We start from the raw sequence: 25,722 nt of genomic DNA, 5'->3' as shown, positions 1-25,722 counted from the left end.
GTAGGAAAAATTTAAAAATTCTAGGATAAATCCCCTATTGTGGAAAAAAGTGCTGCTTGCTACAATAAAGGAGAATACAATGATGTTTACAGGGAAGACAAAAAATCTTGCCGTCATCGGCTTGCCGATCGAGCATTCGCTTTCGCCGGCGATGCAGAATGCAGCGATTCGGGCGGCGGGAATGGACTATGCCTATGTCGCCTTGCCCGTCCTGCCCGAGAGGCTGGAAGACGGCGTGCGCGGCCTTCGTGCGCTGGGGTTTCGCGGCTTCAATGTGACGATTCCGCACAAGTCGGCGATCTTGCCGTTGTTGGATGAGGCAGACGAGGCGGCGCGTGCCATCGGGGCGGTCAATACGGTCGTGTGCGAGGCAGGCCGTCTCAAGGGCTTTAACACCGATGTGGAGGGTTTCCTTGGTGCGCTTGCGGCACGCGGTTTTTCCGTCGAGGGAAAGCGCGTCGTGTTCTTGGGCGCGGGCGGCGCGGCACGCGCGGCGCTTTACGGTTTGCTGCGCTCGGGCGCGGCGGAGGTCACGCTCGGCGTGCGAAATGCCCCGAAGGCGCGTCTCTTGGCTGAGGAATTCGCGCAGTACGGCGGGGTATGCGCTCTCGACTGGAACGAGGCGGCGTTCGAGGAAGCCGTCAGAAAGGCGGATCTCGTCGTCAATACGACGCCGCTCGGCATGGCGCCGCAGACGCAGGCGATGCCGCCCGTTCCTTGGCAGGCAGTGCATGAACGGACGTTTTTCTACGACATCATCTATACGCCCGCGAAGACGCAGTTCCTGCAGCGTGCGGAGTCGCTGGGCTGCCCGACGCTGAACGGCGAGGCGATGCTCGTGGGTCAGGGGGCGGCGGCGTTTCGCCTGTGGACGGGACGAGAGGCTGATTTTGCCGTGATGACGCACGCCCTGCGCGAGGCGCTGGAAGGAAAAAGGAAGTAACGCAAAGAAACAAAACAAAGAAGCAAAATAAAGAAAGTCAGCACGAAAGCCGAAGCAAGATGTTCATGGATAAGGAAGCGCGGATCAATGAAGTCGCCCGGATATGTGAAGACGGGTGACCGAATTTATCCGTGATTCCGCAGTCTTTTGGAGGCTCGAAGATGCAGAGGACAGAAGAGGATTCGTATCAGAGGCTGCTCCATCGCCTCGTACAGAGCGTGCGCACGGGAAGTGCGAGCCGTGCTCTGCCGAGGCAGGGAGAGCCGGGACGCGTGCCCGTCGTGGAGTTTGTCGATCGCATGATCGCGGAGGCTCTGCGCCTGCGGGCGAGCGATATCCACATAGAGCCTTTCGAGGGCGCCGTCCGCATCCGTTACCGTGTTGATGGAAGTTTATTGGAAACGCATGCACCGATCCCCCGGGAGGTGCATGCGTTTTTGCTTGCGCGATTGAAGGTCATGGCACATCTTGAAAGCGTGGAGCGCCGCGTGGCGCAGGACGGGCGCATATCGTATGTGCCGCCTGAGGGCGGCGAAGCCGTCGATCTTCGCCTGGCTACCTTGCCGCTCCTCGCGGGGGAGAAGGCGGTTCTTCGCATCCTGAACCGCTCGCACGCGCTTCTTTCCGTAGGGAATCTCGGGTTTTCCGTGCAGAATGAGATGATTTTCCGCCGCTTGTGCCATCAGCCCGGCGGCATGGTTCTGATCACGGGGCCGGTCAATTCGGGCAAGACGACGACGCTCTATGCGGCTCTCTCGGAGATCAATACGCCCGAACGCAACATCATGACGATCGAAGATCCGCCCGAGTACCGCATCGAGGGCGTCAATCAGATCCAGGTGAACAAGAAGACGGGCATGACGTATGCCGCAGGTCTTCGCGCCATGCTGCGCTCGGACATCGACGAGATCGTGCTCGGCGAGATCCGCGATGCGGAGACGGCGGAGATGGCGGTGCGTGCTGCGCTGACGGGTCATCTGCTCTTTTCGACGCTGCATACGAAGGACGCGCTCGGCGCGGTTTTCCGTCTGCTCGACATGGGCGTGCCCGCGTATCTTCTCGCGGCGGCTCTGACGGGCGTCGTTGCCCAGCGTCTCGTGCGCCGCTTGTGTCCGCACTGCCGCGAGCCGTCCGAGGAGGCGCTGCCCGCATGGGCCGAGGGGGCGTCGTCGACCAGACGGCTGTGGCGAGCCGCAGGCTGCGCGGCTTGCGGCGGCACGGGCTTTTCGGGGCGGCTCGCGCTGCAGGAACTGCTCGTCGTCGACGCGGCTCTGCAGCAGGCAATTGTGCATAGAGCGGGGCTTGAGGAGATGCGCGAGCTTGCCAAGCGGCAGGGCATGAGGACGCTGGCGGAGGACGGCATCGAAAAGGCGCTGCAAGGCCAGACGACGCTTTCGGAGGTGGTGCGCGTGCTCTACGGCGAGGCGGACGCAGCGGATTTTTCAGGAAATTTTTCGAGAGCGGCGAGAGGGCTTTGCGGAGGGGCTGACGATGGCGACATCTAGGATAGCGGACATCTTCACCGAAGGCTTTGCGCGAGGGGCGTCGGACGTGCATCTCGCAGCAGGGCAGCGTCCGTTTCTGCGGCTCGATGGCGAGATGACGCCGCTATCGGAGGATTCTTTGACGCAGACGGAGCTGCAGGATTTTCTCGCGCATATTCTGACCGAGGCGGAGCATGAGCGTCTGCGGCAGGAGAAGAGTCTGGATATTCCCCTCGCGCTCGAAGAGAGGCACTGTCGTGCGCATGTGTACGGCATGGGCGGTTCTTGGGCGATTGCCGTGCGCCTCCTGCCGCGAGAGATTCCGGCGCTTTCGAGCCTCGGCGTGCCGCCCGTGCTTTTTTCGCTCCTTAGGGCGCGAGACGGCCTGATTCTCGTCGGCGGGCGCACGGGAGCGGGCAAGTCGACGACGCTTGCGGCATTTATCGAGGAGATGAACAAAAGCCGCGCCGCGCACATCATCACGCTGGAAGATCCCGTCGAGTACGCTTTCGTGCCGAAGCGCTGCTTCATCAGTCAGCGCACGCTCGGCAGGGATTTTCCGTCGTTCCCGGCGGGGCTTCGGGATGCTTTGAGAGAAGATCCCGACGTGATCCTCATCGGAGAGATGCGCGAGCGCGAAACGGTGCGCATCGCGCTGCAGGCGGCGGAGTCGGGCTGCCTCGTTCTGGCGACGCTTCACACGAGGGATGCGGCGGAGGCGGTCCTTCGCATCGAGGGGATGTTCGCGGGCGAGGAGCAGCAGATGCGCCATCAGCTCGCGCTCGTGCTTCGCGCCATTTTCTCACAGCGGCTTCTGCCGCAGGCGGGCGGCGGGCGCGTGCTGGCGGCCGAAGCGCTCGTCGCCGCGCCCGCCGTGCGAAACCTCATCCGCACGGGCAGGGTCGCGCAGCTCCGAGGAGCTGTCCTCTCGGGCGGGGCGCAGGGCATGCAGACGATGGCGCAGTCCGTCGAGGGACTGCTTCGCGCGGGCAAGCTTACGCGCGAAGCGGCAGAGGCGGCGCTTGCCGACGGCGACGCCTTTGGCGAGGGGTGCTAGTACAGGGGGCTTGCGCGAAGGGAGGCGGCGATTTGGCGTCCTTTTCTTATACGGCGCGGACGGAAGCGGGAGACTTGCGGCGAGGCGAGGTGGAAGCCGCCACGCGCACGGAGGCGGCGCGGCTCATTCAGGCGCACGGACTCTTCGCCGTGGCTCTGCGGCGAAAGTCTGCGCTGCATCTCGCCCGCCGCCGCGCGGCAGATCGCAAGTACGCCATGGTGTTCTGCCGCGAGTTGGCGCTGATGCTTGCGGCGGGACTTGCCGCGAACGAGAGCCTGCAGCTCCTCGCGGCGGATGCGCCGCAAAAGAGGCGTGCGATGCTTTCGGATATGGCGCGGCGCATGGCGCATGGCGCGACGCTCGCCGAGGCGATGGCGCAGCACGGCGAGGTGTTCCCGCCGGCGATTTCCTCCCTCGTCTGTGCGGGGGAAGCGGGCGGCAGTCTGGAGCCTCTGTTGAAGCGCCTCGCCGACAAGGAGGAAAAGAGCTGGCGCGTGCGGGAGAAATTGCAGACGGCGCTCGTTTATCCTGCGCTGCTCGCATTGGCGGCGGTGTTCGCCGTGACGTTCATCTTCATTTTCGTGCTGCCGAACTTCGTCCACATGCTCGACGGTCTTGCCGTGGAGCTGCCCCTGCCGACGCGGCTCGTGCTCGGAATCGGCAGTCTCTTCGAGCGGCACGGCGGCGCAGTCCTTGCGGCTCTTTTCGTTTTCCCCTTGGCGCTTCGGCTTTTCTATCGCGAGAGACGGCTGCATTTTTTCGCTGACCGCCTTCTTTTGCGCCTGCCGCTTTTCGGCAGGCTGCGCCTCGACTTGGAGCTTATGACGCTCTTCGACACGCTCGCCGTCCTCATGGAGAGCGGCAGTGCGCTCCACGAGGCGCTTGCCGCTTCCGAAGGCGTCGTGCAGAACCGTTTCCTCGCCGCGCTTTTTTCGAGGGCGAGGCGCGAGGTTGAGCGCGGCGGTACGCTGGCCGCCGCCTTGGCGGGCAGCGTTGTGCCGCCGCTCGTCTGGGAGCTTGTGCGTGCGGGCGAGCATACGGGCGAGCTTGCGGCGATGCTCGAAAAGGCGGCCGATTTCTGCCGCTTTGCGGGCGAGATGCGCGCCGAGCGCATGGAGGCGATGTTGGAACCTCTGCTCGTGCTCTTTCTGGGAGCGATCGTCGGAACAGTTGTACTTGCAGTAGCTCTGCCATTGTTGGAGATGATCGGCTCTTACGGCTATTGAAAAGGATTGCATCGTATGACGGTTGAAGATTTTGAGATGGGAGGGATGTCGTATGTACGGATGTATGCTGCTCAAAAAGAAAATACGGCAGAAGGAGAGTGGGCGGCAAGGGGCGATGGCCGGCGCATTCGAGGCGCGGGACGAGAGTCGATGCAGGAGCGGACGAAAGAGGCGCAGCCCCTTAGGCGAGGAGGGCTTCACGCTCCTTGAAATGCTCCTCGTCATCTGCATCATCGGCGTGCTCGCCGCAGTCGCCGTGCCGAAGTTCTCGCAATCGATGACACTCGCGAATACGTCGAAGATTCAGGCCGACCTCAGCACGCTCAACACGGCGGTGGGGCTTTACCGCGCGGAAAAAGGCGTCGATCCGACGAAGCTTGATCAACTGAAGGATTACATCGTCAATCTCGATGCGCTGAAACCGCCGTCGGGAAGCTACTTCCTGCGCGATGGAAAGACGGAGGAGAAGGCTGGCGCAAGCTACGCGCTGACGAAAGGTTCGGACGGTGAGACGCAGGCGACACTGGACGAGCACCGCGTACAGGATTTCGGCAGGGCGGAAAAGAAAGAAGCGTCGGGCACTTGACGATGCACGGTTTTCAGCGCGTGAAGCCGCTGCCCTTTTGCGGCGAGGCGGCATTTGTCGGCGGGACGCTCTGTGCGGCGTTGTTTCTCTGGCGCATGGACGGTTTCGGCATGGTGTTCTTCCAGCGCTGGCTTTTCTTCGCATTTCTCTGGCGCATCTCCCTGCTCGACTGGCGGCACGGCCTCGTTTTTGACCGCCTCGTTTTGCCGTTCGGCGTCATCGGCATTGCGTTCTCGCTGTTTTCAGGCGCTCTGCCGCCGGAAAACTTCGTGTTCGCCGCTTTTCTCGCTGGCGGCTTCCTTTACCTCCTGCGCCTTGTTTCTCGCGGCGGCATGGGCGGCGGCGATGTGAAGCTTGGCTTCGCGCTGGGACCTTGGCTCGGCTTGGAGGGCGTCGCGCTCGCGCTCTTCCTCGCCTTTTTCAGCGGCGGACTCGCAGCCTTCTGCCTGCTGCTCTTCGGGCGTGAAAAGCGCGGGCGACGCATCGCCTTCGCGCCGTTTCTTGCCTTGGGCGCGGTTCTTTCCCTGCTTTTTGCCGACGATCTTCTTGCCTTTTATGGAGGGCTTCTGTGATGAAGGAGGAAGGCTTCACCCTTTTGGAATTGCTCGTCGTCTGCCTCATCCTCGCGCTTCTTGCAGCGTTTTCCGTGCCCGTCGTACGCGTGACGGAGCGCATGCGCTTGGAGCGCGAGGCGGCGCTTCTGGCAAGCGATTTTCGCTATCTGCAGGAGATTTCGCGCACGGAGCGCACGGCGGACGGCAAGGGCGAATGGAGGCTGCGCCCGAAACTCGTCGTGGAGGCGCATCGCTATTATTTCCTTCTGCCGTGGGCGGCGGGCGAGGTTTTGACGCATTCCTTTCCCGAAGACGTCTACGCTGTGCCGAGCGGTTCGAGTGCGCAGTCTGCGGCGACGTATTCGTTTGATTCGTCGGGCGATCCGAGCGGGACGAGCGCCTTGGGACACACGATCGAGCTGCAGTCGCCGCACTATTCGCTCGACGTCATCATCGATGAGGCGGGGCGCGTGCGCACGGAAAGCAGGCGATTGCCTTGAAGAGGTTGGACGAAGGCGGCTTCCTCGCCGCAGAGGTCGCTGTGCTCGCTTTCCTGTTGCTTTTTGCCGTGGCATCGCTCGCAGCTTTGGAGCACTCCGCCGCTCTCTTGGCGCACAGCGAGGCGGAAACGAGCGCGATGTTCTTGGCAGGAGGCGAGCTGGCAAGGATGGAGCAGCAGGCGAGGGCGCAGGGAAGCGGCGCGTCGTTGGGCGAACGGCAGCCGCATGAAGTCGAGGCGAATGGCAGAAATTTCACTTTGACGCCAAAGTTTTCTGCGCCGGGGGCGAGTCCTTCCGTTTGTCAGGCGAGCGTGCGCGTGACATGGCTTGAAAAAGGAGAAGTGCAGGAACTTTCCCTTGAAAGGACGGTGCAGTTTGGTGGCGGACGATAAGGGGCGAATCGTGCGGGAAAAATCGTGCGGGACGTGCCGGGAGAGCCGCGCTTCCTCCTTGAAGGAGGAGGGCGGCTATGTGCTGCTGGAGTTTCTGACGAGCTTTCCCGTTTACATCGTGCTGCTTGTCAGCCTTTTTGCGGTATGGCTGTTCTTTCTCAAGAGCTATGTCGTGCTCCTGGGCGACTGGGAACTGCAGCAGGAGATGCGCCTGACGCTTGAGCGCATCGCGCAGGATGCGTCGATGGCGACGCGCATCGAGTGCAGCGATCTGCATGCACTTCACATCGAGCGGTATGTCAATGGGAAGAAATCGACGACGGACTATGTGCTGCGCGAGGGCAGGAAGGGGCAGCCGCCGTACATCAGCAAGAAGGTATCGGGCGAAGACCATGGCTACTACGCGCCGCAGCCCATGACGGGCGGCAGCAACATCTTCGGCAATCTAGCCGTCGTCGATTTTCAATGTGTGCCGGAGAAGGGGCTTTTGCACCTGAGTCTTACGGGGGAGAATCGGCGCACGAAGAAGCGCGTGACATTTTCGACCGCCATCTGCCTGCCGCCGAAAGAGAAAGATAAGAAGGAGGCGCAAGGTGGCAAGACTTGATGAATGCGGCATGGCGTCTGCCTTCGCCCTTGCCGCCGTCCTGCTGCTGCTCGCGGGCACGGCGGCTCTGCTCGTGCTCTCCGGACACAACCGTCTCGCCGCGCGGGAGGCCGTGCAGACGACGCGCCTTCTGGAATCCGCGCGGAGCGGTGTGCGGCTGGGCGCGGCGCAGTTGGAAGAGGAGGCGGCTCTTCGGCGGCAGTTGGAGGAGGGAGCGCCTGAGGTGGAGGCGGCGTCCGGCCTTTTGGAGACAAATGACGCCTTCTATCGCGTGACGGTCAAGCGTTTGCCGACAGCAGATACGACGGACGGCGCGGCATATTTGCTGACGGCGGCAAGCTGGCCGAGGGCGGGGAGTGAGCGGCAGGCGACAGCGGAGATTTCCAGCAAGCGTGCGTATGCGGCGGCGCTCTACCACCTTGAGGGGACGCGGCTCTCATTCGTGCGCTGGGAGAGGTGAGGAGGAGATGCTTTGCGAAACATGCTGAGAAAGATGCGTGCGCTGCTGCGTGAGCCGCAGCGCGGGACAGTGGGCGTCTCTTTGACGGATGGCGGAATCTGTCTCGCCTGTCTTGCAGGAACGGAAGAATTTCAACGCAGGGAGGAGACGCTGCATCTTCCCTTGCCGCCGACAGAGGCGAAGGAGTCGCTTTGGCAGGAGGCGGCGGGCGTCATCCAAGTCGCTCTTGCCAAGCGCGGCTGGGAGAAGAGCCGCATCGCCGTCTGCCTGACGGAAGACGAGGTCTTTTCCTACAGCAGGGAGTTTCCTCCTTTGTCCGAGCGGGAGATGCGCGAGGCCGCGCGTTGGGATTTGCTTGCGAGTCTGCCGGATGCTCATGAGGAGGCGGCGTACTCGCTGGATTTTCGGCGCGTGGGCGAGAGGGAGGTCGTTCTGGCGGCCTTGCCGCGCGAAAAGGTGCGGGAAATTCATCGCGCTTTCTCGCATGAGGGACTCTGCCTTGCGTCCCTGTGCTTCTTGCCGACAGGAGCCGAAAGGGAAGCACCGGGCGCTTTTGCCGCAGACGGAATGAATTTGGCGGCGGACGATTTGCCGCAGGAAGAGGACGGGGCTGCTTTTTTGGCGGCGCAGGAAATCCTTTCGCGAGAGAAAAGTCACTTGGAACTGCTGCCTGAGTCGATGCGTCCGGCGGATTGGGCGTTCGGCAGGCTGGCCTCCCTGCTTGCGGGCATTTTCTTTTTCTGCATGGCGTCGATTTATGGCTGGAACGCTTGGCGCATCCATGAGCTGCAGGGAGAGGCGCAGAAAACCGCGCACGAGATGACGCTCCTCTCCGCTGAGAGGGCACGCATGGAGCAAGAGGCGCAGGAGGATGGACGCGCCGCGCAAAAGGAGCGCCAGCTCATTTCCTTGTCGAAAGGCGCTCTGCCGTGCCGCAGTCTCTTGGTGCATTTCGGCACGCGCACGGTCGAAGGCGCTTGGATTCGCGGACTGCGCGTCGTTGACGGTCATGCGGTCGAACTTGAGGGCGCGGCGACGAGCTACGACGCTCTGGCGGATTTCGTGCGCGTGTTGGAGGAGGACAAGGGCTTCTTCCGGGCGGCTCCCGTGCTGAAGAAGTCGGAGCGCAAGCAGGAAGCGGCGGGAGGCTCGCTCGTTTATTTTTCGTTGGAATTGAAGATATAGGGAATTTTCCAGAAAGGGTGAAGAAATGCGTTCGAAGATGCTTCTCTCGGCAATCTTTGCGCTGGCGCTGCTTCTGTGCACGGCATTCTTCCAACTGTGCTTTTTGCCGCAGCGTGCGGAAATCGCGAGGCTGGAGGAGGAAGCGGCGAAAGAGAAGGACGCGCTCGTCGCCGTGCAGAACTTCATGAACGCGCACGGCGACGGGGCGGAACGCGTAAAAGAGCGTGCCGCACGCAGCTCTGCGTTGGAAAAGCGCCTGCCCGCTCGCATGGGACAGGGCGATTTCCTCTCGCTCTTGGAGCGTGAAGCGCAGCATGAGAAGCTGACGCTCGCCGCCGTTGCACCCGGGCAGATCGAAGAGGAGGGCGGCGTTTCGCGCCTGCCGCTCGATGTGGAGTTGGACGGCGAATACTTTCATCTTCTTGCTTTTTTGAAGGATTTGGAAAAGAGCGAGCGCTTCGTCCGCATGGAGAGCACGGAGATCAAGAGCGAGGACGGCAGGCTTCATGTGAAGATGCGGCTTTCGATTTTTGCCGAGAAGGAATGAACGTCCCCTCAGCAGATATTTTAGGGGGTGCACAGGGGACGCTTCCTATTGTGCGCCGCCCTTAACGAAAGTTATCCAATCAGTCTACGCCCTTTGGGCTTGACTTCTTGGACTTTCATAGTAAGCTACACGCACAAACGTCCACTTCGTGGACATTGTGCGCCGCCCTTAATGAAAGTTACCCAATCAGTCTGCGCCCTTCGGGCTTGACTTCTTGGACTTTCATAGTAGACTAAATAAAGTTGGAAGGTTGTATTTTTGAAAGTGGGAAATCATATTGAGCACATTGCGTTTTTTGACGGCGGGCGAATCGCACGGCCCGTCTTTGACAGCCATCTTGGAGGGTATTCCAGCGGGGCTTTCGCTGAGATTGGAAAACATCAACCGTGACCTGGCGCGTCGCCAGCAGGGCTACGGGCGCGGCGGACGCATGAAGATCGAAACGGATACGGTGCGAATTCTCTCGGGCGTGCGCTTCGGCGAGACGATCGGCTCTCCTATTACGCTCTCGGTCGAGAACCGCGATTGGCAGAACTGGCAGGAACGCATGGCGGCGTTTGGCGAGGCGCACGGCGAGAAGGTGACGGCGGCGCGTCCCGGACACGCAGACCTCACGGGCGTTCGGAAGTACGCGCGTGAGGACATCCGCGACATCTTGGAGCGGGCGAGCGCGAGAGAGACGGCGATGCGCGTCGCCGTCGGCGCCGTGGCGAAGGAGCTTCTCTTCGCACTCGGCGTCACGGTCGAATCCGCTGTGCTCGACATCGGCGGCGTCGCTGCTGATGCAGCCAAGCGCGAGACGGGCGCGGCGCATAAGATGGCGTCGGAACTCAACTGCTTTGATGCTGAGGCTGAAGAGCGCATGAAAGAGAAGATTCGCGCGGCGAAAGAGGCGGGCGATACGCTCGGCGGCATCTTCGAGGTGCGAATCGCGGGTGCGCCGCTCGGACTCGGCAGCCACATCCAGTGGGACAGGCGTCTCGACGCGCGGTTTGCCGCCGCCATGATGTCGATTCAGGCCATCAAGGGCGTCGAGATTGGCGCTGGCTTCGGCTATGCGGCGCTCCCTGGCAGCGAGGCGCACGACGAGATGTTCTTGGGCGAGAACGACTCCGTCGTGCGCAGGACGAACCGCGCGGGCGGCCTTGAGGGCGGCATGACGAACGGCGAGGATATCGTCATTCGCGCCGTCATGAAGCCGATTCCGACGCTGATGAAGCCGCTTCATTCCGTTGACATCGAAAAAAAAGCGCCCGTGCTTGCCTCGAAGGAGCGCAGCGACGTCTGCGCCGTGCCCGCCGCCTCTGTCGTCGGCGAGGCGATGGCGGCCTTTGTGCTCGCCGAAGCCTTCATCGAGAAGTTTGACAGCGACAATATGCGCGACATGAAAGCGGATGTCGAAGCGTACAAGAAGCGCACGGAGGAGGCGTGAGATGAAGAACGTCGTATTGATCGGCTTCATGGGTACGGGCAAGACGAGCACGGGACGTGCGCTTGCACAGCGTCTCGGCCGTGCCTTCGTCGATCTCGACCGCATGATCGAGGAAGAGGCGGGGCGTTCGATTCCCGAGATCTTCGCCTCTGAGGGTGAGGCGGCTTTCCGCGCTTTGGAAAGGGAGGCGGTCAGGCGCACGGCCAAGCGCCGCGCTCTCGTGATTTCGACGGGCGGCGGCACGGTCAAAGACGCAGCGAATGTGGCGCTGCTCAAGGAGAACGGCGCGATCATCTGTTTGACGGCCTCTGTTGACGCCGTGCTCGCACGCACGGCTCATGTGGGCGATCGTCCCGTGCTCGATGCAAAGGATGCAGGAGATCGCCGGCAGGCGGTGGCAGACCTCATGGCGGAGCGCAGGGAGCTTTATGAGGTTGCGGATTACAGCGTTGACACGAGCGATCTTTCGCCGCTGCAGGTCGTCGATGACATCGCCGGCTATTTGAAGAGGGAAGGTGTTTTTCGTGCGTGAGATGCACAAGGTGCGCGTGGAACTTGGCGCGGCGAGTTACGACATCTTTATCGGCGAGAATCTTCTGCCGGAAATTTCCGATTTCGCAAAGGTGCAGAATTTCTCGCACAAGGCGCTCGTCATCTCCGATGAGAATGTCGGGAAGATTTATGGCGAGAGGACATTGGCAGCCTTGCGCGAGGCGGGATTGGAACCTGCGCTCCATCTCGTGCCCGCGGGTGAAGCCTCGAAGTCGCTTGTCGTTGTCGACGAGATTTTTACGCACGCCATCGAGCTGGGACTTGACCGCCGCTCGCCCGTATTCGCCTTGGGCGGCGGTGTCGTCGGCGACCTAGCGGGATTCATCGCTGCGACGTACATGCGCGGCGTGCCCTTCGTACAGCTGCCGACGAGCCTTCTCGCTCAGGTCGATTCAAGCGTCGGCGGCAAGGTCGCCGTCAACCATCGCCTCGGCAAGAATCTCATCGGAGCTTTCTACCAGCCCGCCGCCGTTTTCGCCGATCTCGCGACATTCGCCACTCTGCCCGAGCGTGAGATCCGCACAGGACTCGGCGAGATCATTAAGTATGGCATCATCTTTGACGCGGAAATTTTCGCCTATCTCGAAGATCATGCGGCAGACGTACTGCGCCTTTCGTATGATGCGGCGCTCTTCATGGTCGAGCGCTCGTGCGAAATCAAGGCGGAGGTTGTCGCCAAGGACGAGAAGGAAGGTGGCCTGCGCCGCATTTTGAACTACGGGCACACCATCGCTCATGCCATCGAGAAGGAAACGGGCTATGCGCGCTACAATCACGGCGAGGCCGTCGCCATCGGATCTTTGGGCGCGGCATACATCAGTGAGGCGCTCGGCATGATCGATGATGCCGACGTCCTGCGCGTGCGCCGTCTGACAGAGCGTCTGGGACTGCCCCTATTTGCCGAAGACTGCACGGTCGAAGGCCTCTATGCGGCGATCTTCCACGACAAGAAGACGGTCGACGGCAAAGTCAACTGGGTGCTCATGGAAGGCATCGGCAAGGTCTGCGTGCGAGACGATGTGCCAGAGAGCATCGTGCGCACGGCGATGGCACGTTGCTTGAGAATTTAGGGAGCGCTGATAAATTCAGCCGCCCATCTTCACGCATCTGCGCTGTCCTCTCGTCGTCGACAAATCCTCGACGTAGCACCGCTACGCCTGCGGTTTGTCTCCTCGACAGATACAGCGCATCTGTGCAAATCTGGGCGACCTCATTTTATCAGCGTTCCCTTAGAAAAAATGTGGCTTCCTCGTAATCATTTCTCCTATTTGATTGACAGATTAGATGGTAGGGTCTATAATGAAATTGCGTGAGTATCAGGCGCGGTTCTGCAACACACCAAGAAACAGGAGGAATTACTATGGTTGGTAAGGTCAAATGGTTCAGCGCAGAAAAGGGCTATGGTTTCATCGAGAGGGAAGACGGCGATGATGTTTTTGTCCATTTCTCTGCAATCCAGGGCGATGGATTCAAGACGTTGGCTGAGGGTCAGGGCGTAGAATTCGAGATCGTCGAAGGCGCACGCGGCCCGCAGGCTTCTAATGTCGTGAAGACGGCGTAAGCTACGCGAAAGCATATCGTGCTCCCTCAGAGAACGTTGATTGAACCACGCGTTTTCTGAAGTTTGGCAAAGACCGGCTCCGTTTGGAGCCGGTTCTTTTGTTTTCAAGCGAGGGGAACGAGTCGCTGAAAGAGAAATCTAAGGCTGGCACATGGAGCGGAGCGGTTCGCTTCATGTGCCAGCCTTAGATTTAAAGAAGCACTGATAAATTCAGCTACCCATCTTCACACATCTACACTGCCCTGTCGTCGTCGACAAATCCTCGATGTAGCCACTGCTACGCCTGCGGTTTGTCTCCTAGACAGGAACAGCGTATCTATGCAAATCTGGGCAACTTCATTTTATCAACGTTTCCTTAAGGCAAATTATATTCGTTCAAGATGGTTGGTTCTCCATTTTTAAGGCACGTATCTTGTCTGCCGATAAATTTGTGATGCGTGCGATCATTTCAATGGGTAAATTTTCTTTGAGCATCGAAAGGACAGTCGCTGTGCGATTGGTTTCGATTCCCTGCTCGATTCCTTGCTCGATTCCCTGCTCATAAATCCCCGTACTCAAATTGCACATTGTACTCAACTCCTCCTCTATATCGGTAGTCGTATCCAGATCAAATTCATCTTTCAGAAGTTTCTTTTTCTCTGCCATCGTCATTCTTGTATTCTTGAACAAGAGGCGCAGGAAGCGGATGAGCCAATCTTCGTGTGATTTTCGTTCTTCGCCAAGATAAATCGTTACAATGCTCATCAGGTCGTAATCGGTATGATTTTCCTTGTGACTGTTTAGAACGTGATGCTCGTTGATATCGTAGCGATTGATGGCGCTATTGCCATCGGGAGCATCCATGCAGAGCCAGATGGAGTAGACTTTCTTGATTTCGTCATAAGAAGATCCTGTGAACTCCGTTTCCTTTTGAGAAGAAAGTAAACGGCTTGCATAGTAGATGGCACGGCGCAAAAGTGCGTAACCAAGTTTTGTTCGACGCTGCGTTCTCTGTGCCTCGACGTTGATGATCAAGGTGATGAGTTCGCCTGATTTTGGAGCACGCGCGTGAAAGAGGATGTCGAAGCGAATCCAGCCTTCTGTGATGCCGACACTTTCCGTGGCATCGCCAAGAAATTCTTTTGGCGTATGCAGTGCGTTCCTTGCGGCATTCGTCTTGTCCCGCGCAACGGGAATCTCGCTGATTTGCGGCGAGCCTTCGATGTACTTTTCAGCTATGTCAGCGATGGCGACATCTTTGAATTCCGGCACGGTTCGCTTGAGCAGCCGAGCCATGATGGTTCTTTGTGAAAGCAGGCGTTTGGCGTGTTGGTCATAGGTTGGATTTTGATAAAGCGGCACATGACTCGCCGTCGAAGAACGGTCCTCTTGCTGCACGAAATCACCTTCTTTGTGCTTATTATAGCATTGAATATTCATTCCAGCCAGTGAAAACACATTGGATGACCCTCGTGAAAATTTTCAGAAACATTCTTTTCCAAAAGAAGGGTTTTGCGAGCGGAGGGAGAATATATACAGCAGAAGATACAGGAAAGGGGACATGTCACTATGGCCACATTCACGGTACGAGGGAAAAACATTGAGATCACCCCGTCGCTCAAGGATTATGTCGAGAAGCGTGTCGGCAAAATCACGAAGTATTTCGACGAGGTGGGCGAAATCTCGGTGCTCCTCACGGTTTCCAAAGGACGCCATATTGTCGAAGTCACTGTGCCCATCCCGGGTGGTGTTCTGCTTCGGGGCGAGGAGGCCACGATGGATATGTACACCTCCATCGACCTCGTCGTCGAGAAGCTTGAGCGTCAGATTCGCAAGCAGAAGACGCGCCTTGCCAAGCGTTTCCGCGGCGGCGGCTTCAAAGAAGAGGCCGTGCAGCAGATGGGTGCGATTCCCGTACAGGAGGAGGAAGGCGAGTTCCCGCTCGTAAAGACGAAGCGCTTCGTCGTGAAGCCCATGGATGTGCAGGAGGCAATCATGCAGATGAACCTCTTGAATCACAACTTCTTCGTGTTCCGCAACGCTGAGTCGGAGGAGATCAACGTCGTTTATCGCCGCACGGACGGCAAGTACGCCTTGATCGAGCCGGGAAATTAAGTTTTGTGTTTTGTGTTTGACTGCCCGCCGGTGCTTCGCGCCGGCGGGCTTTTCAATCAGTCTGCGCCCTACGGGCTTGACTTCTTGGGCTTTCATGATAAGCTACACGCACAAACGTCCACTTTGTGGACATTGTGCGCCGCCCTTATATGAAAGCAGCCAATCGATCTGCGCCCTGCGGGCTTGACTTCTTGGGCTTTCATGATAAACTTGATGGACATATGTTCAGCCGTCGCGCAAAGAGGCGCGGTTTATTTTTTGTGTCCGTTTCCAGCGATGGCGGCATCAAAACATCTCACTGTACATATGTCCACCCGCCTTATATGAAAGCAGCCAATCAGTCTGCGCCCTACGGGCTTGACTTCTTGGGCTTTCATGATACAATGGTTCATGAAAAAGTGGAGTGGCTGTTGAAAAGAAACGGTGACGCTTTTGGATGCGTCCTACGGGTATATAAAAGGGGTGCTGTTTTCCATGCCGAATCACGTTTTGGCGTTCCTCGTCGCCATGGTTGTCGCGGTTGCCGTGACGCCGGCGGTCATTTTTTTTGCGGAAAAAACGGGGGCGCTCGATGCGCCAGACGCGCGCAAGGTTCATAAGAAGCCGGTGCCGCGCATCGGTGGCGTCGGCATCTACATCGCCTTTATGGCTGCGATGCTCGGATTTATGGCATACGGGGAACTCTCGGATGAGGTTTTGACTGAACTGGCAGGACTCATGACGGGCGGCTCTCTCATCGTGCTTCTGGGACTCATCGACGACTACAAGAATCTGCCCGCGAAGGTCAAGCTCCTCGGGCAGATCGTCTGTGCCTGCGTGCTTGTCGCTTTCGATGTGCGCATCGACTTCATCACCGATCCGTTCGGCGATTATCTTTACCTTGAGTATCTTGCCATACCCGCGACGATTTTCTGGATCGTCGGTCTAACGAATACCGTGAACCTCATCGACGGCCTCGACGGCTTGGCGGCGGGCGTCGCCACCATCGCGTCTGTGACCATCTGTCTCGTCGCCCTGCAGCAGGGCTATGCGCTCGTCGCCGTGCTGACGGCGGCGCTTGCGGGAGCTGCCATCGGCTTCCTTTTCTACAACTTCAATCCGGCGAAGATCTTCATGGGGGACACGGGCAGCATGTTCCTCGGCTTCATGCTCGCGGGCATCTCCGTCATCGGTGCCGTCAAGAGCGCGGCGACGATCGCTCTCATCGTGCCGATCCTCGCGCTCGGGCTTCCTATCATGGATACGACATTCGCCATCGTGCGCCGCTATCGCGGCGGCGTGCCGATCTTCAAGCCGGACAAGGGACACCTGCATCACCGCCTGCTCGATCTCGGCTTCACGCAGCGCCAGGCGGTGCTCTTGATGTATATCATCAGCGCCCTCTTGGGTCTGAGTGCCGTCGCTTTGACGGAGGTTTCGGGCGGCATAGCGCTTCTCATCTTCGCTGGCGTCGTCGTCTCCGTGCTCTTCGGCGCGAAGAAGCTCGGTATCTTCCGCATGAACGATTCCGCCCAGACGCATTGATGCGGGGCGGAGTTTCTGCCATACTTTCCACGCGTTCGTTCCAGTGAGGGAAAAGGAGAACAAACCTATGAAGAAGATCAAGGTCATGACGGTTTTCGGCACGCGCCCCGAGGCGATCAAGATGGCGCCGATCGTACTCGAACTCAAGAAGCATGAGGCAGAGATAACGCCGCTCGTCGCTGTGACGGCGCAGCACCGCGAGATGCTCGATCAGGTGCTTTCGCTCTTTTCCATCACGCCCGACTACGATCTCGACATCATGGCGCAGGGACAGACGCTCTTCGACATTACGTCGAAGGCGCTCCTAGGACTCGATGGCGTTCTCACGAAGGAGAAGCCCGACATCGTACTCGTGCATGGCGACACGACGACGACGTTTGCAGGAGCATTGGCTTCTTACTATCATCAGACGGCAGTCGGCCATGTGGAGGCGGGGCTTCGTACACAGGACAAGTATTCGCCGTTTCCCGAGGAGATGAATCGCAAGCTCACGGGAGCGATCGCCGACCTCCATTTTGCGCCGACGATGACGGCAAAGGCGAATCTTCTGCGAGAGGGCGTGAGTGAAAGCCGCATCTTCGTCACGGGCAATACGGTCATCGACGCCCTGCAGCAGACGGTGCGCGAGGATTTCCGCTTCGACGATGCACTGCTCGACGGCCTCGGCGGCGGGGGGCGGCGCGTCGTTCTCGTGACGACGCATCGGCGTGAAAATCTCGGCGAGCCTATGCGTCACGCCTATAAGGCGCTCAAGGAGCTTGTAGAGGAACTTCCCGACATCGAAGCGGTGTTCCCTATGCACAAGAATCCCAAGGTGCGTGAAGTTGCCCGCGAAGAGCTCGGCGGCCTCGACCGCGTCCACCTCATTGATCCGTTGGACTACGAGCCGTTCGCAAACCTTATGGCACGGTCGCACCTTATTCTTACGGATTCGGGAGGCGTGCAGGAGGAGGCGCCGGCGCTCGGCAAGCCTGTGCTCGTGCTGCGCAATACGACGGAGCGGCCCGAAGCCGTGGAAGCGGGGACGGTGCGCCTCGTTGGCACGGATAAGGAGCGCGTCTACAGGGAAGCGAAGGAACTTCTGACCGACAACGCTGCTTACCAACGCATGAGTGGCGCCTGCAATCCTTACGGAGACGGTGAGGCCGCGCGCCGTATCATCCAGGCGATTCTCTACCACGCGGGTCTTTCCCATGAAAAGCCCGACATCTTCTCTGCTTGCTGATGGAACGGCAAACATCGCCGAAGGAGAAAGGGGCGCTCCGTCAAGCGCTCGACGCCTACCTCTTTTTGAGCGGCATCGGTATTTTCTTCTGCGCCGTTCTCGGCATTTGCATGTACGCGGGAAGTCTGGCTGATGAGGCCTTCGCTTTGGGACACAAGGGAATCTTTGCGGGAATCCTCGTGGGGTTTCCGCTCGCCCTCTTTTCCGTCTATCGGCGCGTGCGCCGTATGCGCTGACGATGTCGCGGGCAGTTTTCGCGCGGTGCATGAAGAAACACAGAAATAAGAAAAATTTTTCAAGAAAACTTAGAAGATGCTTAAGTGTAGCTCTCTTTTCTGCGATACATAGGTATAATGTCGCGTTCTCGTATAGCGGAAAATACTTGCCATTTCGTCGCTGCAAAGAGAGAAGCCAAGGCGAGTCTCTGCCGCGAATATTGACAAGATGAATTTATGAACTCTGCTATAATTCATATTGATTATTCGTTTATGAAAAGATAGACATTGTTTATATAATTGCTGTCTATTTTTAGCTATTTTATCATTTTTTAATTTTATATAGATTTCCGCTTGTTTTCGGCAGGGGAATAGCTTCTTTTGTCGAAACAGTAAAATAGCTGTGAAGGTTTCTTTAAAGGAAGAGCTGAGTTTATCAGTGATTTCTTAAGAAAGTGATGCGGCGGTTTGGGAATGCTGAGACATTCAGCGATTCCTTACAATGATATTCGCACCACGGCGCTTTTCCGCCGAAGGAGGAATATGTGAGGGAAGTCTTATCGGTATATATGAAGCGGCTCGCTGCATGGCTTCTTGGCTTTGCACTCATGGCACTTGCTTCGTTCGCCGCTGGCGGACGCGTGGGTCTCATTGGCGCATGGCTTATCGGCTATCTGGCGGCGGCAGTCTGTCTGTGGAATCTCGTATGGCGCACATGGCGGAGCACGACGCTGACCGCCGAACGCGCCAAGCGCGAGATGCGGCAGGGATTTGTTCTGCGGCTCGTCACGATTTTCATCGTGTTTTGGGCTGCCGTGCAGATCTCGACCGAGGTGTTCTTTACGGTGGTTTCGGGCTTTGCTCTATGCTACGTCGTGACGATGCTCCACATCATGCTGCTCGCGCTCGAAACGACCGATAGGGGAAAGGCGGACTGAGTCCGCGCTTTCTGGGGAGATGCTTTTCGGCGCTCTCCGAGATTTATCCGAAAGGGAGGTAGTTAAACATGCATGAAATCGGTGTTCGCGAAGTTATTCAGTTCGCCGGCATGACCTTCAATGAGGAAACCTTGATCATGACATGGATCACCATGGCGGTCGTCCTTCTCATCGCGATTCTCGCGACGCGCAATTTACAGCTCATTCCCTCGGGCTGGCAGAATGTGCTGGAGATGGTCGTCGTGTGGCTGCATGAGCAGATGGATGCGACGCTCGGACCGAAAGGCCGCTGGCTCGCACCGATGATCATCACCTTGTTCATGTTTCTCTTGGTTTCCAACTGGATCGGCCTCGTGCCGAAGATGGCGTCGCCGACGAATGACTTGAACACCACGTTGGGGCTAGCACTCTTTGTCGTCGCCTTGGTGCATGGCCTGGGCCTCTATATGGGAGGCATGAAGTACATCAAGCACTTCTTCCAGCCAACACCCGTCTTCGTCATCCTTAATATCATTGAGGAATTAGCGAAGCCCATTACTCTGGCCTTTCGTCTATTCGGCAATATCCTTGCAGGCGAGATACTCATCATCATCCTGCTGAAGCTCTTGCCGATTTGGATGCCTGTGCCGTCCGTCCTCTGGCTTGCTTTCAGTATCTTCATTGGTATGGTGCAGGCCGTCATTTTTACAATGCTTTCGATAGCGTACCTGTCAAATTCTTTCCATGCGAGTGAGGGAGAAGATCATGGACACGGCGTCAACGCCATGAGCGAGGGCGGTGCCCTGCTCGATGCGGCGGAAGCTATCCGCGCAGGCGGGGAGCATTGAAAGTGATGAGGATAGTTCCTTTCTGTTTTTGTATTGTACTTTAAGGAGGAAATTTTTCATGGAAAACGCGATTATGGTAGCAGCCGCTTTGATTGGCGCAGGTATTACGATGGGTCTTGCTGCGATCGGCGCTGGCATCGGCGACGGCCTTGTCACGGCGCGCTTCATCGAAGGCATCACGCGTCAGCCGGAGGCGAAGAATACCCTCTTCACGAATACGCTGATCTCCGTCGGTTTGATTGAGGCTATGGCGATCATCGCGACGGTTGTTGCCCTGATCATGCTCTATGCGAACCCGCTTCTGACGAAGTAAGGAGAGGCAAACATCTCTTTACTATGAAAGTCCAAGAAGTCAAGCCCGTAGGGCGCAGACTGAATGGGTAACTTTCATTAAGGGCGGCGCACTTTTGTCCACGAAGTGGACGTTTGTGCGCGTAGCTTACTTATTCGAAGAAAAGGGGGTACAGCAAATTGATCGATATAAATTGGACCCTTGCGGCTCAGATCCTGAACTTCCTGATTCTTGTCGTGCTGCTTCGCGCCTTTGCCTATAAGCCGATCGTCAACATGCTCGAGGAGCGTCAGAAGAAGATCGAAATGAGCCTTGCCAAAGCGGACGAGGACGTGGAAAAGGCCGAAGCCCTCAAGAAGGAATACGAGGATCAGCTCGCGAGCGCCCGCGTCAAGGCGCAAAACATCATCGACTCCGCTTCGCGTCAGGCGGCGGAAGAGCGCGATGAGAACGTCGTGAAGACGAAGCGCGATATTGAGCAGATGAAGAAGTCTGCGGCGGAGGAGATCGAGCGCGAGCGCCGCGCGGCAGCGGAGACGCTTCGCGCCGAGGTCGTTGCCCTTTCGATGGCGGCGGCGAGCAAGGTCATCGCGAAGAACCTCGACGAGAAGGCGAACGAGAGCCTCATCGCCGAGTTCGCCGATCGACTCGGCAACGAAAAGCTTGGTGATCTCTCATGCTGAATCTGCAACTGGCGAAAAAGTATTCGCGCGCCATTTTCGAGATTGCCGCGGATGAGAAGAAACTCAAGGAGTACGGCGAAGAACTCACGGGCGTGACGCGCACCGTATTCGATGAGCCGATGCTCCGAGGCTTCGCAACGAATCCGCAGGTGCCGCCTGAAGCGAAGAAATCGCTGTTCAAGAAGATTTTCTCGGGCGAACTCTCCTCGGATATTGAGAACTTCATCATGCTCTTGATCGACAAGCATCGCATGGACCTTCTGGAGGTCATAGATGCCCAGTATCAAGATTTTTCCAACGAGGCGCAGGGCATCGTCGTCGCGGACATCACGACGGCGCAACCGTTGACGGGAGAGCTGGAAAAGCTTCTTGCCGAAAAGCTCGAAAAGGCGACGGGGCGCAGCGTGAAGCTCAGGAAGCACATCGACGCCGCCATCATCGGCGGTGCGATCGCTCAGATCGGCGACAAGCGCATCGACGGCAGCGTACAGGGCAGACTTGCAGCACTGCGCGCCGAGATACTGGCGAACAAGTGAGAAATTGGGGTGACAGCATAAGATGAAAATGAATCCGGAAGAAATAACAGCCATCATCAAAGACCAGATCAAGAACTACAACGTCGATCTGAACGTTGATGATGTCGGCACTGTTATCGAGATCGGTGACGGCATCGCCCATATCCACGGCCTCACGAAAGCCATGGCAGGCGAGCTGCTCGATTTCGGCAATGATATATACGGTCTTGCCCTGAACCTCGATCAGGACGACGTCGGCGCCGTTATCTTGGGCGGCGACACGGAAATCAAGGAAGGTGCGACGGTCAAGTGCACGAAGAAGATCATGCAGGTGCCTGTCGGAGAAAACATGGTCGGCCGCGTCGTCGACGCTCTCGGGCGTCCGATCGACGGCAAGGGTCCCATTCAGGCGGCAGAGCATCGCGCTGTCGAGTTCCCCGCGCCGGGCATCGCGGACAGAAAGTCCGTCCATGAGCCGCTGCAGACAGGCCTCAAGGCGATCGACGGCCTCGTGCCGATCGGCCGCGGCCAGCGCGAGCTCATCATCGGCGACCGCGGCACGGGCAAGACGGCGATCGCCGTCGATACGATTTTGAACCAGAAGGGGCAGAACTGCATCTGCGTCTATGTTGCCATCGGCCAGAAGGCGTCGACGGTAGCACGCGTCGTCAAGACGCTCGAAGACGCTGGCGCGATGGAATATTCTATCGTCGTCGCTGCGACGGCGGCGGATAGCGCTCCCTTGCAATACCTTGCGCCGTACGCGGGCGTCGCTATGGCGGAGTACTTCATGTACAAGGGCGGTCATGCACTCTGCGTTTACGACGATTTGACGAAGCATGCCGCCGCTTACCGCGCGATGTCGCTTCTCCTGCGCCGTCCGCCGGGGCGTGAAGCCTATCCGGGCGATGTCTTCTACCTGCACTCGCGCCTCTTGGAGCGCGCGGCGAAGCTCTCCGATGAGCTTGGCGCAGGCTCCATCACGGCTCTGCCTGTCATCGAGACGCTGGCGGGCGACCTTTCGGCGTACATCCCGACGAACGTCATCTCCATCACCGACGGTCAGATCATGCTCGAAACCGACGCGTTCTACTCGGGCATCCGCCCAGCGATCAACGTCGGTCTCTCCGTCTCACGCGTCGGCGGTTCGGCGCAGATCAAGGCGATGAAGCAGGTCGCGGGCACGTTGCGCCTCGACCTCGCACAGTACCGTGAGCTCGCTGCCTTCGCGCAGTTCGGCTCTGACCTCGACAAGGCGACGAAGGAGCAGCTCGATCGCGGCGCACGCATGGTTGAGACCTTGAAGCAGCCGCAGTACACGCCGCTCGCCGTCGAGGATCAGGTGCTCGTGCTCTTCACAGCCGTGCGCGGCTTCCTCGCGGACATCCCCGTCGAGAAAGTCGTCAAGTTCCAAGAGGACTTCATCAAGTTCATGCACGCAAGCCATGCCGATATCGGTAAGAAAATCGCTGAGCAGAAGAAGCTTGACGATGCTTTGGAAGCCGAGATCAAGAAGTGCATCGAGGGGTTCAAGGAGACGATTTCTTACAGGGTCAAAGAATAATAGCGAGGTGATTCATTTTGGCTAGCTTGCAGGATATACGCCGAAGGATCAAGAGCGTAAAAAGCATCCAGCAGATCACGAACGCTATGAATATGATCGCGACCTCAAGGCTGCGCCGAGCCAAGGATGCGGCGACGAACAACCGCCCCTACGCGGAAAAGATGGCTGAGGTGGTCAAGGACATCGCGGCGAATGCCGGCGATTTCAGCCATCCGCTGTTGGAGACGCATCCGGACGGCAAGACGCTCTATCTCGTCTGCGCCGCTGACAAAGGGCTTGCGGGTGCTTATTCGAGCAACGTATTCAAGCTCGTCGCAAGTCTCATAGAGGACAAGTCGAAGACGACGCTTGTGACCGTGGGCCGCAAGGCGCGCGATCATTTCAAGCACAGAGGCTTCGATGTCGCGGAATCCTACATCGGCATCAGCGAGCGTCCGACTTACGAAGAAGCGCGCACGATCGCCCAAGATCTTACGAATCGCTTCACCGAAGGCGGCATCAAGGAGATCCACATGGTCTACACGCGCTTCATCTCGTCGATCAGCTGCGTGCCGGAAACGATGCAGCTCCTGCCCTTTGCAGGGCTCGGCGAGGCGAAGGAAGGCCCTCATGCGGAGTACATCTACGAGCCGTCGGCCGAGGAAGTCCTGGGCTTCCTGCTGCCGCAGTACCTCGTAACAACGGTGTACGCGGCGCTCTTGCAGTCCGCCGCGAGCGAACTCAGCTCCCGCATGAACGCGATGAGCAACGCGACGGACAACGCCGAAGAGCTCATCCGTAAGCTCGACCTGCACTACAACAAAGTGCGTCAGGCTGGCATAACCCGCGAGATCACCGAGATCGTGGGCGGTGCGGAAGCCTTGAAGTAAGGAGGTTTAGCATTGGCTAAAGGTAAAGTGGTACAGGTCATCGGACCTGTCGTAGATATCGAATTTCCAGCGGGAGAGCTGCCGGCCATCCTCAATGCCATTACGATCCAGGGTAAGGTGGAAGACCTCGACATCGACCTCGTCGTCGAAGTCATGCAGCATCTCGGCGACAGCGTCACGCGCTGCATCGCCATGAGCTCGACGGACGGCCTCATGCGTGGCATGGAAGCCGAAGACACGGGCGCGCCGATCAAGGTGCCCGTCGGCGATGCGTGCCTCGGGCGCGTTTTCAACGTGCTCGGCCGCACGGTCGACCACAATCCCGCTCCCGTCGGCAACAAGGAGTCGTGGCCGATCCATCGTCCGGCTCCGAAGTTCGATGAGCAGGAGACGTCGACGCAGATCCTTGAGACGGGCATCAAAGTCGTCGACCTCATCGCCCCGTACTCGCGCGGCGGCAAGATTGGCCTCTTCGGCGGTGCGGGCGTCGGCAAGACGGTTCTCATCATGGAGCTTATCCATAACATCGCGACCGAGCACGGCGGCTACTCCGTATTCGCCGGCGTCGGCGAGCGTACGCGTGAAGGCAACGACCTCTGGTCAGAAATGACGGAGTCTGGCGTTATCGACAAGACGGCGCTCGTCTACGGTCAGATGAACGAGCCGCCGGGAGCACGTATGCGCGTCGCCCTGACGGGTCTGACGATGGCGGAATACTTCCGCGATGTGCAGGGGCAGGACGTTCTGCTCTTCATCGACAACATCTTCCGCTTCATTCAGGCGGGTTCCGAGGTTTCGGCTCTTCTCGGCCGCATGCCTTCCGCCGTCGGCTACCAGCCGACATTGACGACGGACGTCGGCGCTCTGCAGGAGCGCATCACTTCGACGAAGAAAGGCTCGATCACGTCCGTGCAGGCGGTATATGTGCCTGCCGACGACTTGACGGACCCGGCGCCTGCAGCGACGTTCACGCATCTCGATGCGACGACCGTTCTTTCGCGCCAGATCGCCGAGCTCGGCATCTATCCCGCCGTCGATCCTTTGGATTCCACCTCGCGCATCCTCGACCCGAACGTCATCGGCGAGGATCACTACGAAGTCGCGCGCGGCGTGCAGGCGGTGCTTCAGAAGTACAAGGAGCTGCAGGACATCATCGCGATCCTCGGCATGGAGGAGCTTTCCGACGAGGACAAGCTCACCGTTGCGCGTGCGCGTAAGATCCAGCGCTTCCTGTCGCAGCCCTTTGCCGTCGCCGAAGTCTTCACGGGCTCGCCCGGCAAGTATGTGCCGCTGAAGGAAACGATCCGCGGCTTCAAGGAAATTCTCGAAGGCAAGTACGACGATCTGCCCGAGAACGCGTTCTACATGGTCGGCAACATCGACGAGGTCATCGAAAAAGCGGACAAGATCAAAAAGGAGGGATGATTCGTGGCTTCCATCAAGCTCGAAATTGTCTCCCCCGACCGGGTTGTCTACAGCGACGACATCGCCATGCTCATCGTGCGCTCGACGGGCGGTGAGCTCGGCATCCTGCCGCATCACGCGCCGCTTGTCACGGGACTGCTGCCCCATGCCATGCATGTGAAGTTCCCCGACCGCGAAGAACTCATCGCCGTCTCTGGCGGCTTCATGGAAGTGCAGCCCGAAAAGATCACGGTGCTCGCCTCGGCCGCCGAAGAGCCGATCGACATCGACATCAATCGCGCCCAGCGTGCTTATCAGAGAGCGAAGGAGCGCATCGAAGCGTTCCGCAGTGCCTCGGCGTCGAAGGAGATCGACCTCCAGCGTGCCGAAGCAGCTCTGAGCCGCGCCATCGCGCGGCTCGATGCGACGAAGACATCCTACGACAAGTAAGCAACCTCAAAAAAGACGGTGCATGAATCCGAAGAT

At 58.6% G+C, this 25,722-nt stretch carries 30 protein-coding genes; 29 read left to right on the top strand and 1 reads right to left on the bottom strand.

All coding sequences use genetic code 11. The features are described from left to right. Nucleotides 1-82: 82 nt before the first annotated feature. From RWS31_RS03865 to RWS31_RS03790, 16 genes are all read left to right on the top strand, one after another. Entirely contained in the window at nucleotides 83-943 is an 861-nt protein-coding gene (locus RWS31_RS03865) for a shikimate dehydrogenase (protein ID WP_314596225.1), read from the top strand. 161 nt (nucleotides 944-1,104) lie between these two features. Further along, a complete protein-coding gene (locus RWS31_RS03860; RefSeq protein WP_314596223.1) occupies nucleotides 1,105-2,448 on the top strand; it encodes a GspE/PulE family protein in 1,344 nt (447 codons plus the stop codon). Next, nucleotides 2,435-3,484, top strand: coding sequence for a PilT/PilU family type 4a pilus ATPase (locus RWS31_RS03855; RefSeq protein WP_314596221.1), 1,050 nt, complete (start codon nucleotides 2,435-2,437; stop codon nucleotides 3,482-3,484). Before RWS31_RS03860 ends, RWS31_RS03855 begins: the two co-directional genes overlap by 14 nt. Before the next feature lie 32 nt (nucleotides 3,485-3,516). Next, a complete protein-coding gene (locus RWS31_RS03850; RefSeq protein WP_314596219.1) occupies nucleotides 3,517-4,710 on the top strand; it encodes a type II secretion system F family protein in 1,194 nt (397 codons plus the stop codon). Between the two features lie 52 nt (nucleotides 4,711-4,762). Further along, nucleotides 4,763-5,296 carry a prepilin-type N-terminal cleavage/methylation domain-containing protein gene (locus RWS31_RS03845; protein ID WP_314596217.1) on the top strand — a complete coding sequence of 178 codons (534 nt, stop codon included), beginning with the start codon at nucleotides 4,763-4,765 and terminating at the stop codon, nucleotides 5,294-5,296. A 2-nt stretch (nucleotides 5,297-5,298) separates the two neighbouring features. Continuing rightward, nucleotides 5,299-5,868, top strand: a complete 570-nt coding sequence (locus tag RWS31_RS03840; protein WP_314596305.1) for an A24 family peptidase — start codon at nucleotides 5,299-5,301, stop codon at nucleotides 5,866-5,868. Continuing rightward, nucleotides 5,868-6,350, top strand: a complete 483-nt coding sequence (locus RWS31_RS03835; protein ID WP_314596303.1) for a prepilin-type N-terminal cleavage/methylation domain-containing protein — start codon at nucleotides 5,868-5,870, stop codon at nucleotides 6,348-6,350. Before RWS31_RS03840 ends, RWS31_RS03835 begins: the two co-directional genes overlap by 1 nt. Beyond that, nucleotides 6,347-6,742: a TolQ protein gene (locus tag RWS31_RS03830; protein WP_314596216.1), complete on the top strand. Its 396-nt coding sequence runs from the start codon at nucleotides 6,347-6,349 to the stop codon at nucleotides 6,740-6,742. Before RWS31_RS03835 ends, RWS31_RS03830 begins: the two co-directional genes overlap by 4 nt. Beyond that, nucleotides 6,729-7,349 (top strand): hypothetical protein, encoded by a 621-nt coding sequence (locus RWS31_RS03825; protein ID WP_314596301.1) that lies wholly within the window; start codon nucleotides 6,729-6,731, stop codon nucleotides 7,347-7,349. The genes RWS31_RS03830 and RWS31_RS03825 overlap by 14 nt, the downstream gene beginning before the upstream one ends. Then, entirely contained in the window at nucleotides 7,336-7,809 is a 474-nt protein-coding gene (locus RWS31_RS03820; protein WP_314596214.1) for a transcriptional regulator, read from the top strand. The genes RWS31_RS03825 and RWS31_RS03820 overlap by 14 nt, the downstream gene beginning before the upstream one ends. A 21-nt stretch (nucleotides 7,810-7,830) precedes the next feature. After that, nucleotides 7,831-8,994: a PilN domain-containing protein gene (locus RWS31_RS03815; protein WP_314596299.1), complete on the top strand. Its 1,164-nt coding sequence runs from the start codon at nucleotides 7,831-7,833 to the stop codon at nucleotides 8,992-8,994. A 25-nt stretch (nucleotides 8,995-9,019) separates the two neighbouring features. Continuing rightward, the gene (locus tag RWS31_RS03810; RefSeq protein ID WP_314596212.1) at nucleotides 9,020-9,541 is read left to right on the top strand and encodes a type 4a pilus biogenesis protein PilO; all 522 of its coding nucleotides are present in this window, start codon (nucleotides 9,020-9,022) and stop codon (nucleotides 9,539-9,541) included. Between the two features lie 277 nt (nucleotides 9,542-9,818). Continuing rightward, on the top strand, nucleotides 9,819-10,973 hold the full coding sequence (aroC, locus tag RWS31_RS03805; RefSeq protein WP_314596211.1) for a chorismate synthase: 1,155 nt from the start codon (nucleotides 9,819-9,821) through the stop codon (nucleotides 10,971-10,973). Between the two features lies 1 nt (nucleotide 10,974). Beyond that, the gene (locus RWS31_RS03800) at nucleotides 10,975-11,505 is read left to right on the top strand and encodes a shikimate kinase (RefSeq protein ID WP_314596209.1); all 531 of its coding nucleotides are present in this window, start codon (nucleotides 10,975-10,977) and stop codon (nucleotides 11,503-11,505) included. A 1-nt stretch (nucleotide 11,506) separates the two neighbouring features. After that, nucleotides 11,507-12,595: a 3-dehydroquinate synthase gene (gene aroB / locus RWS31_RS03795; protein ID WP_314596297.1), complete on the top strand. Its 1,089-nt coding sequence runs from the start codon at nucleotides 11,507-11,509 to the stop codon at nucleotides 12,593-12,595. Nucleotides 12,596-12,885: 290 nt separating this feature from the next. Further along, on the top strand, nucleotides 12,886-13,086 hold the full coding sequence (locus RWS31_RS03790) for a cold shock domain-containing protein (RefSeq protein ID WP_006190995.1): 201 nt from the start codon (nucleotides 12,886-12,888) through the stop codon (nucleotides 13,084-13,086). 375 nt (nucleotides 13,087-13,461) lie between these two features. Here the strand turns inward: RWS31_RS03790 and RWS31_RS03785 are convergent, their stop codons facing one another. Continuing rightward, nucleotides 13,462-14,505, bottom strand: coding sequence for a nuclease (locus tag RWS31_RS03785; RefSeq protein ID WP_314596296.1), 1,044 nt, complete (start codon nucleotides 14,503-14,505; stop codon nucleotides 13,462-13,464). Between the two features lie 129 nt (nucleotides 14,506-14,634). On the opposite strand from RWS31_RS03785, the gene hpf reads away from it, so the two are divergent. From hpf to RWS31_RS03720, 13 genes are all read left to right on the top strand, one after another. After that, nucleotides 14,635-15,180 (top strand): ribosome hibernation-promoting factor, HPF/YfiA family, encoded by a 546-nt coding sequence (gene hpf / locus RWS31_RS03780; protein WP_006190997.1) that lies wholly within the window; start codon nucleotides 14,635-14,637, stop codon nucleotides 15,178-15,180. A 474-nt stretch (nucleotides 15,181-15,654) separates the two neighbouring features. Continuing rightward, entirely contained in the window at nucleotides 15,655-16,704 is a 1,050-nt protein-coding gene (locus RWS31_RS03775) for an MraY family glycosyltransferase (protein WP_314596206.1), read from the top strand. Between the two features lie 67 nt (nucleotides 16,705-16,771). Continuing rightward, complete coding sequence (gene wecB, locus RWS31_RS03770) at nucleotides 16,772-17,929, top strand: non-hydrolyzing UDP-N-acetylglucosamine 2-epimerase (protein ID WP_314596204.1); 1,158 nt, start codon at nucleotides 16,772-16,774, stop codon at nucleotides 17,927-17,929. Beyond that, on the top strand, nucleotides 17,929-18,165 hold the full coding sequence (locus RWS31_RS03765) for an AtpZ/AtpI family protein (RefSeq protein ID WP_314596202.1): 237 nt from the start codon (nucleotides 17,929-17,931) through the stop codon (nucleotides 18,163-18,165). The genes wecB and RWS31_RS03765 overlap by 1 nt, the downstream gene beginning before the upstream one ends. A 524-nt stretch (nucleotides 18,166-18,689) precedes the next feature. Next, nucleotides 18,690-19,082, top strand: coding sequence for an ATP synthase subunit I (locus RWS31_RS03760; protein WP_314596200.1), 393 nt, complete (start codon nucleotides 18,690-18,692; stop codon nucleotides 19,080-19,082). Between the two features lie 68 nt (nucleotides 19,083-19,150). Continuing rightward, a complete protein-coding gene (atpB, locus tag RWS31_RS03755; RefSeq protein ID WP_009647180.1) occupies nucleotides 19,151-19,909 on the top strand; it encodes a F0F1 ATP synthase subunit A in 759 nt (252 codons plus the stop codon). A 58-nt stretch (nucleotides 19,910-19,967) separates the two neighbouring features. Then, on the top strand, nucleotides 19,968-20,222 hold the full coding sequence (gene atpE, locus RWS31_RS03750) for a F0F1 ATP synthase subunit C (RefSeq protein ID WP_009647169.1): 255 nt from the start codon (nucleotides 19,968-19,970) through the stop codon (nucleotides 20,220-20,222). A gap of 158 nt (nucleotides 20,223-20,380) precedes the next feature. Continuing rightward, nucleotides 20,381-20,884 carry a F0F1 ATP synthase subunit B gene (gene atpF / locus RWS31_RS03745; RefSeq protein ID WP_314596197.1) on the top strand — a complete coding sequence of 168 codons (504 nt, stop codon included), beginning with the start codon at nucleotides 20,381-20,383 and terminating at the stop codon, nucleotides 20,882-20,884. Further along, nucleotides 20,878-21,420, top strand: coding sequence for an ATP synthase F1 subunit delta (gene atpH, locus RWS31_RS03740; RefSeq protein WP_314596195.1), 543 nt, complete (start codon nucleotides 20,878-20,880; stop codon nucleotides 21,418-21,420). Before atpF ends, atpH begins: the two co-directional genes overlap by 7 nt. Nucleotides 21,421-21,442: 22 nt before the next feature. Then, entirely contained in the window at nucleotides 21,443-22,963 is a 1,521-nt protein-coding gene (gene atpA / locus RWS31_RS03735; RefSeq protein ID WP_314596194.1) for a F0F1 ATP synthase subunit alpha, read from the top strand. A gap of 17 nt (nucleotides 22,964-22,980) precedes the next feature. Further along, complete coding sequence (gene atpG / locus RWS31_RS03730) at nucleotides 22,981-23,832, top strand: ATP synthase F1 subunit gamma (RefSeq protein ID WP_314596192.1); 852 nt, start codon at nucleotides 22,981-22,983, stop codon at nucleotides 23,830-23,832. A gap of 12 nt (nucleotides 23,833-23,844) precedes the next feature. Beyond that, nucleotides 23,845-25,257 (top strand): F0F1 ATP synthase subunit beta, encoded by a 1,413-nt coding sequence (gene atpD / locus RWS31_RS03725; protein WP_009647171.1) that lies wholly within the window; start codon nucleotides 23,845-23,847, stop codon nucleotides 25,255-25,257. A gap of 3 nt (nucleotides 25,258-25,260) precedes the next feature. Further along, nucleotides 25,261-25,686, top strand: a complete 426-nt coding sequence (locus RWS31_RS03720) for a F0F1 ATP synthase subunit epsilon (RefSeq protein WP_314596189.1) — start codon at nucleotides 25,261-25,263, stop codon at nucleotides 25,684-25,686. Nucleotides 25,687-25,722 lie beyond the last annotated feature (36 nt).

It is taken from the genome of uncultured Selenomonas sp. (genome assembly GCF_963528755.1).
Classification (GTDB): domain Bacteria; phylum Bacillota; class Negativicutes; order Selenomonadales; family Selenomonadaceae; genus Selenomonas.
Note: the sequence above shows the minus strand (reverse complement) of the source record. Positions and strands in the feature narration are given on the sequence as shown.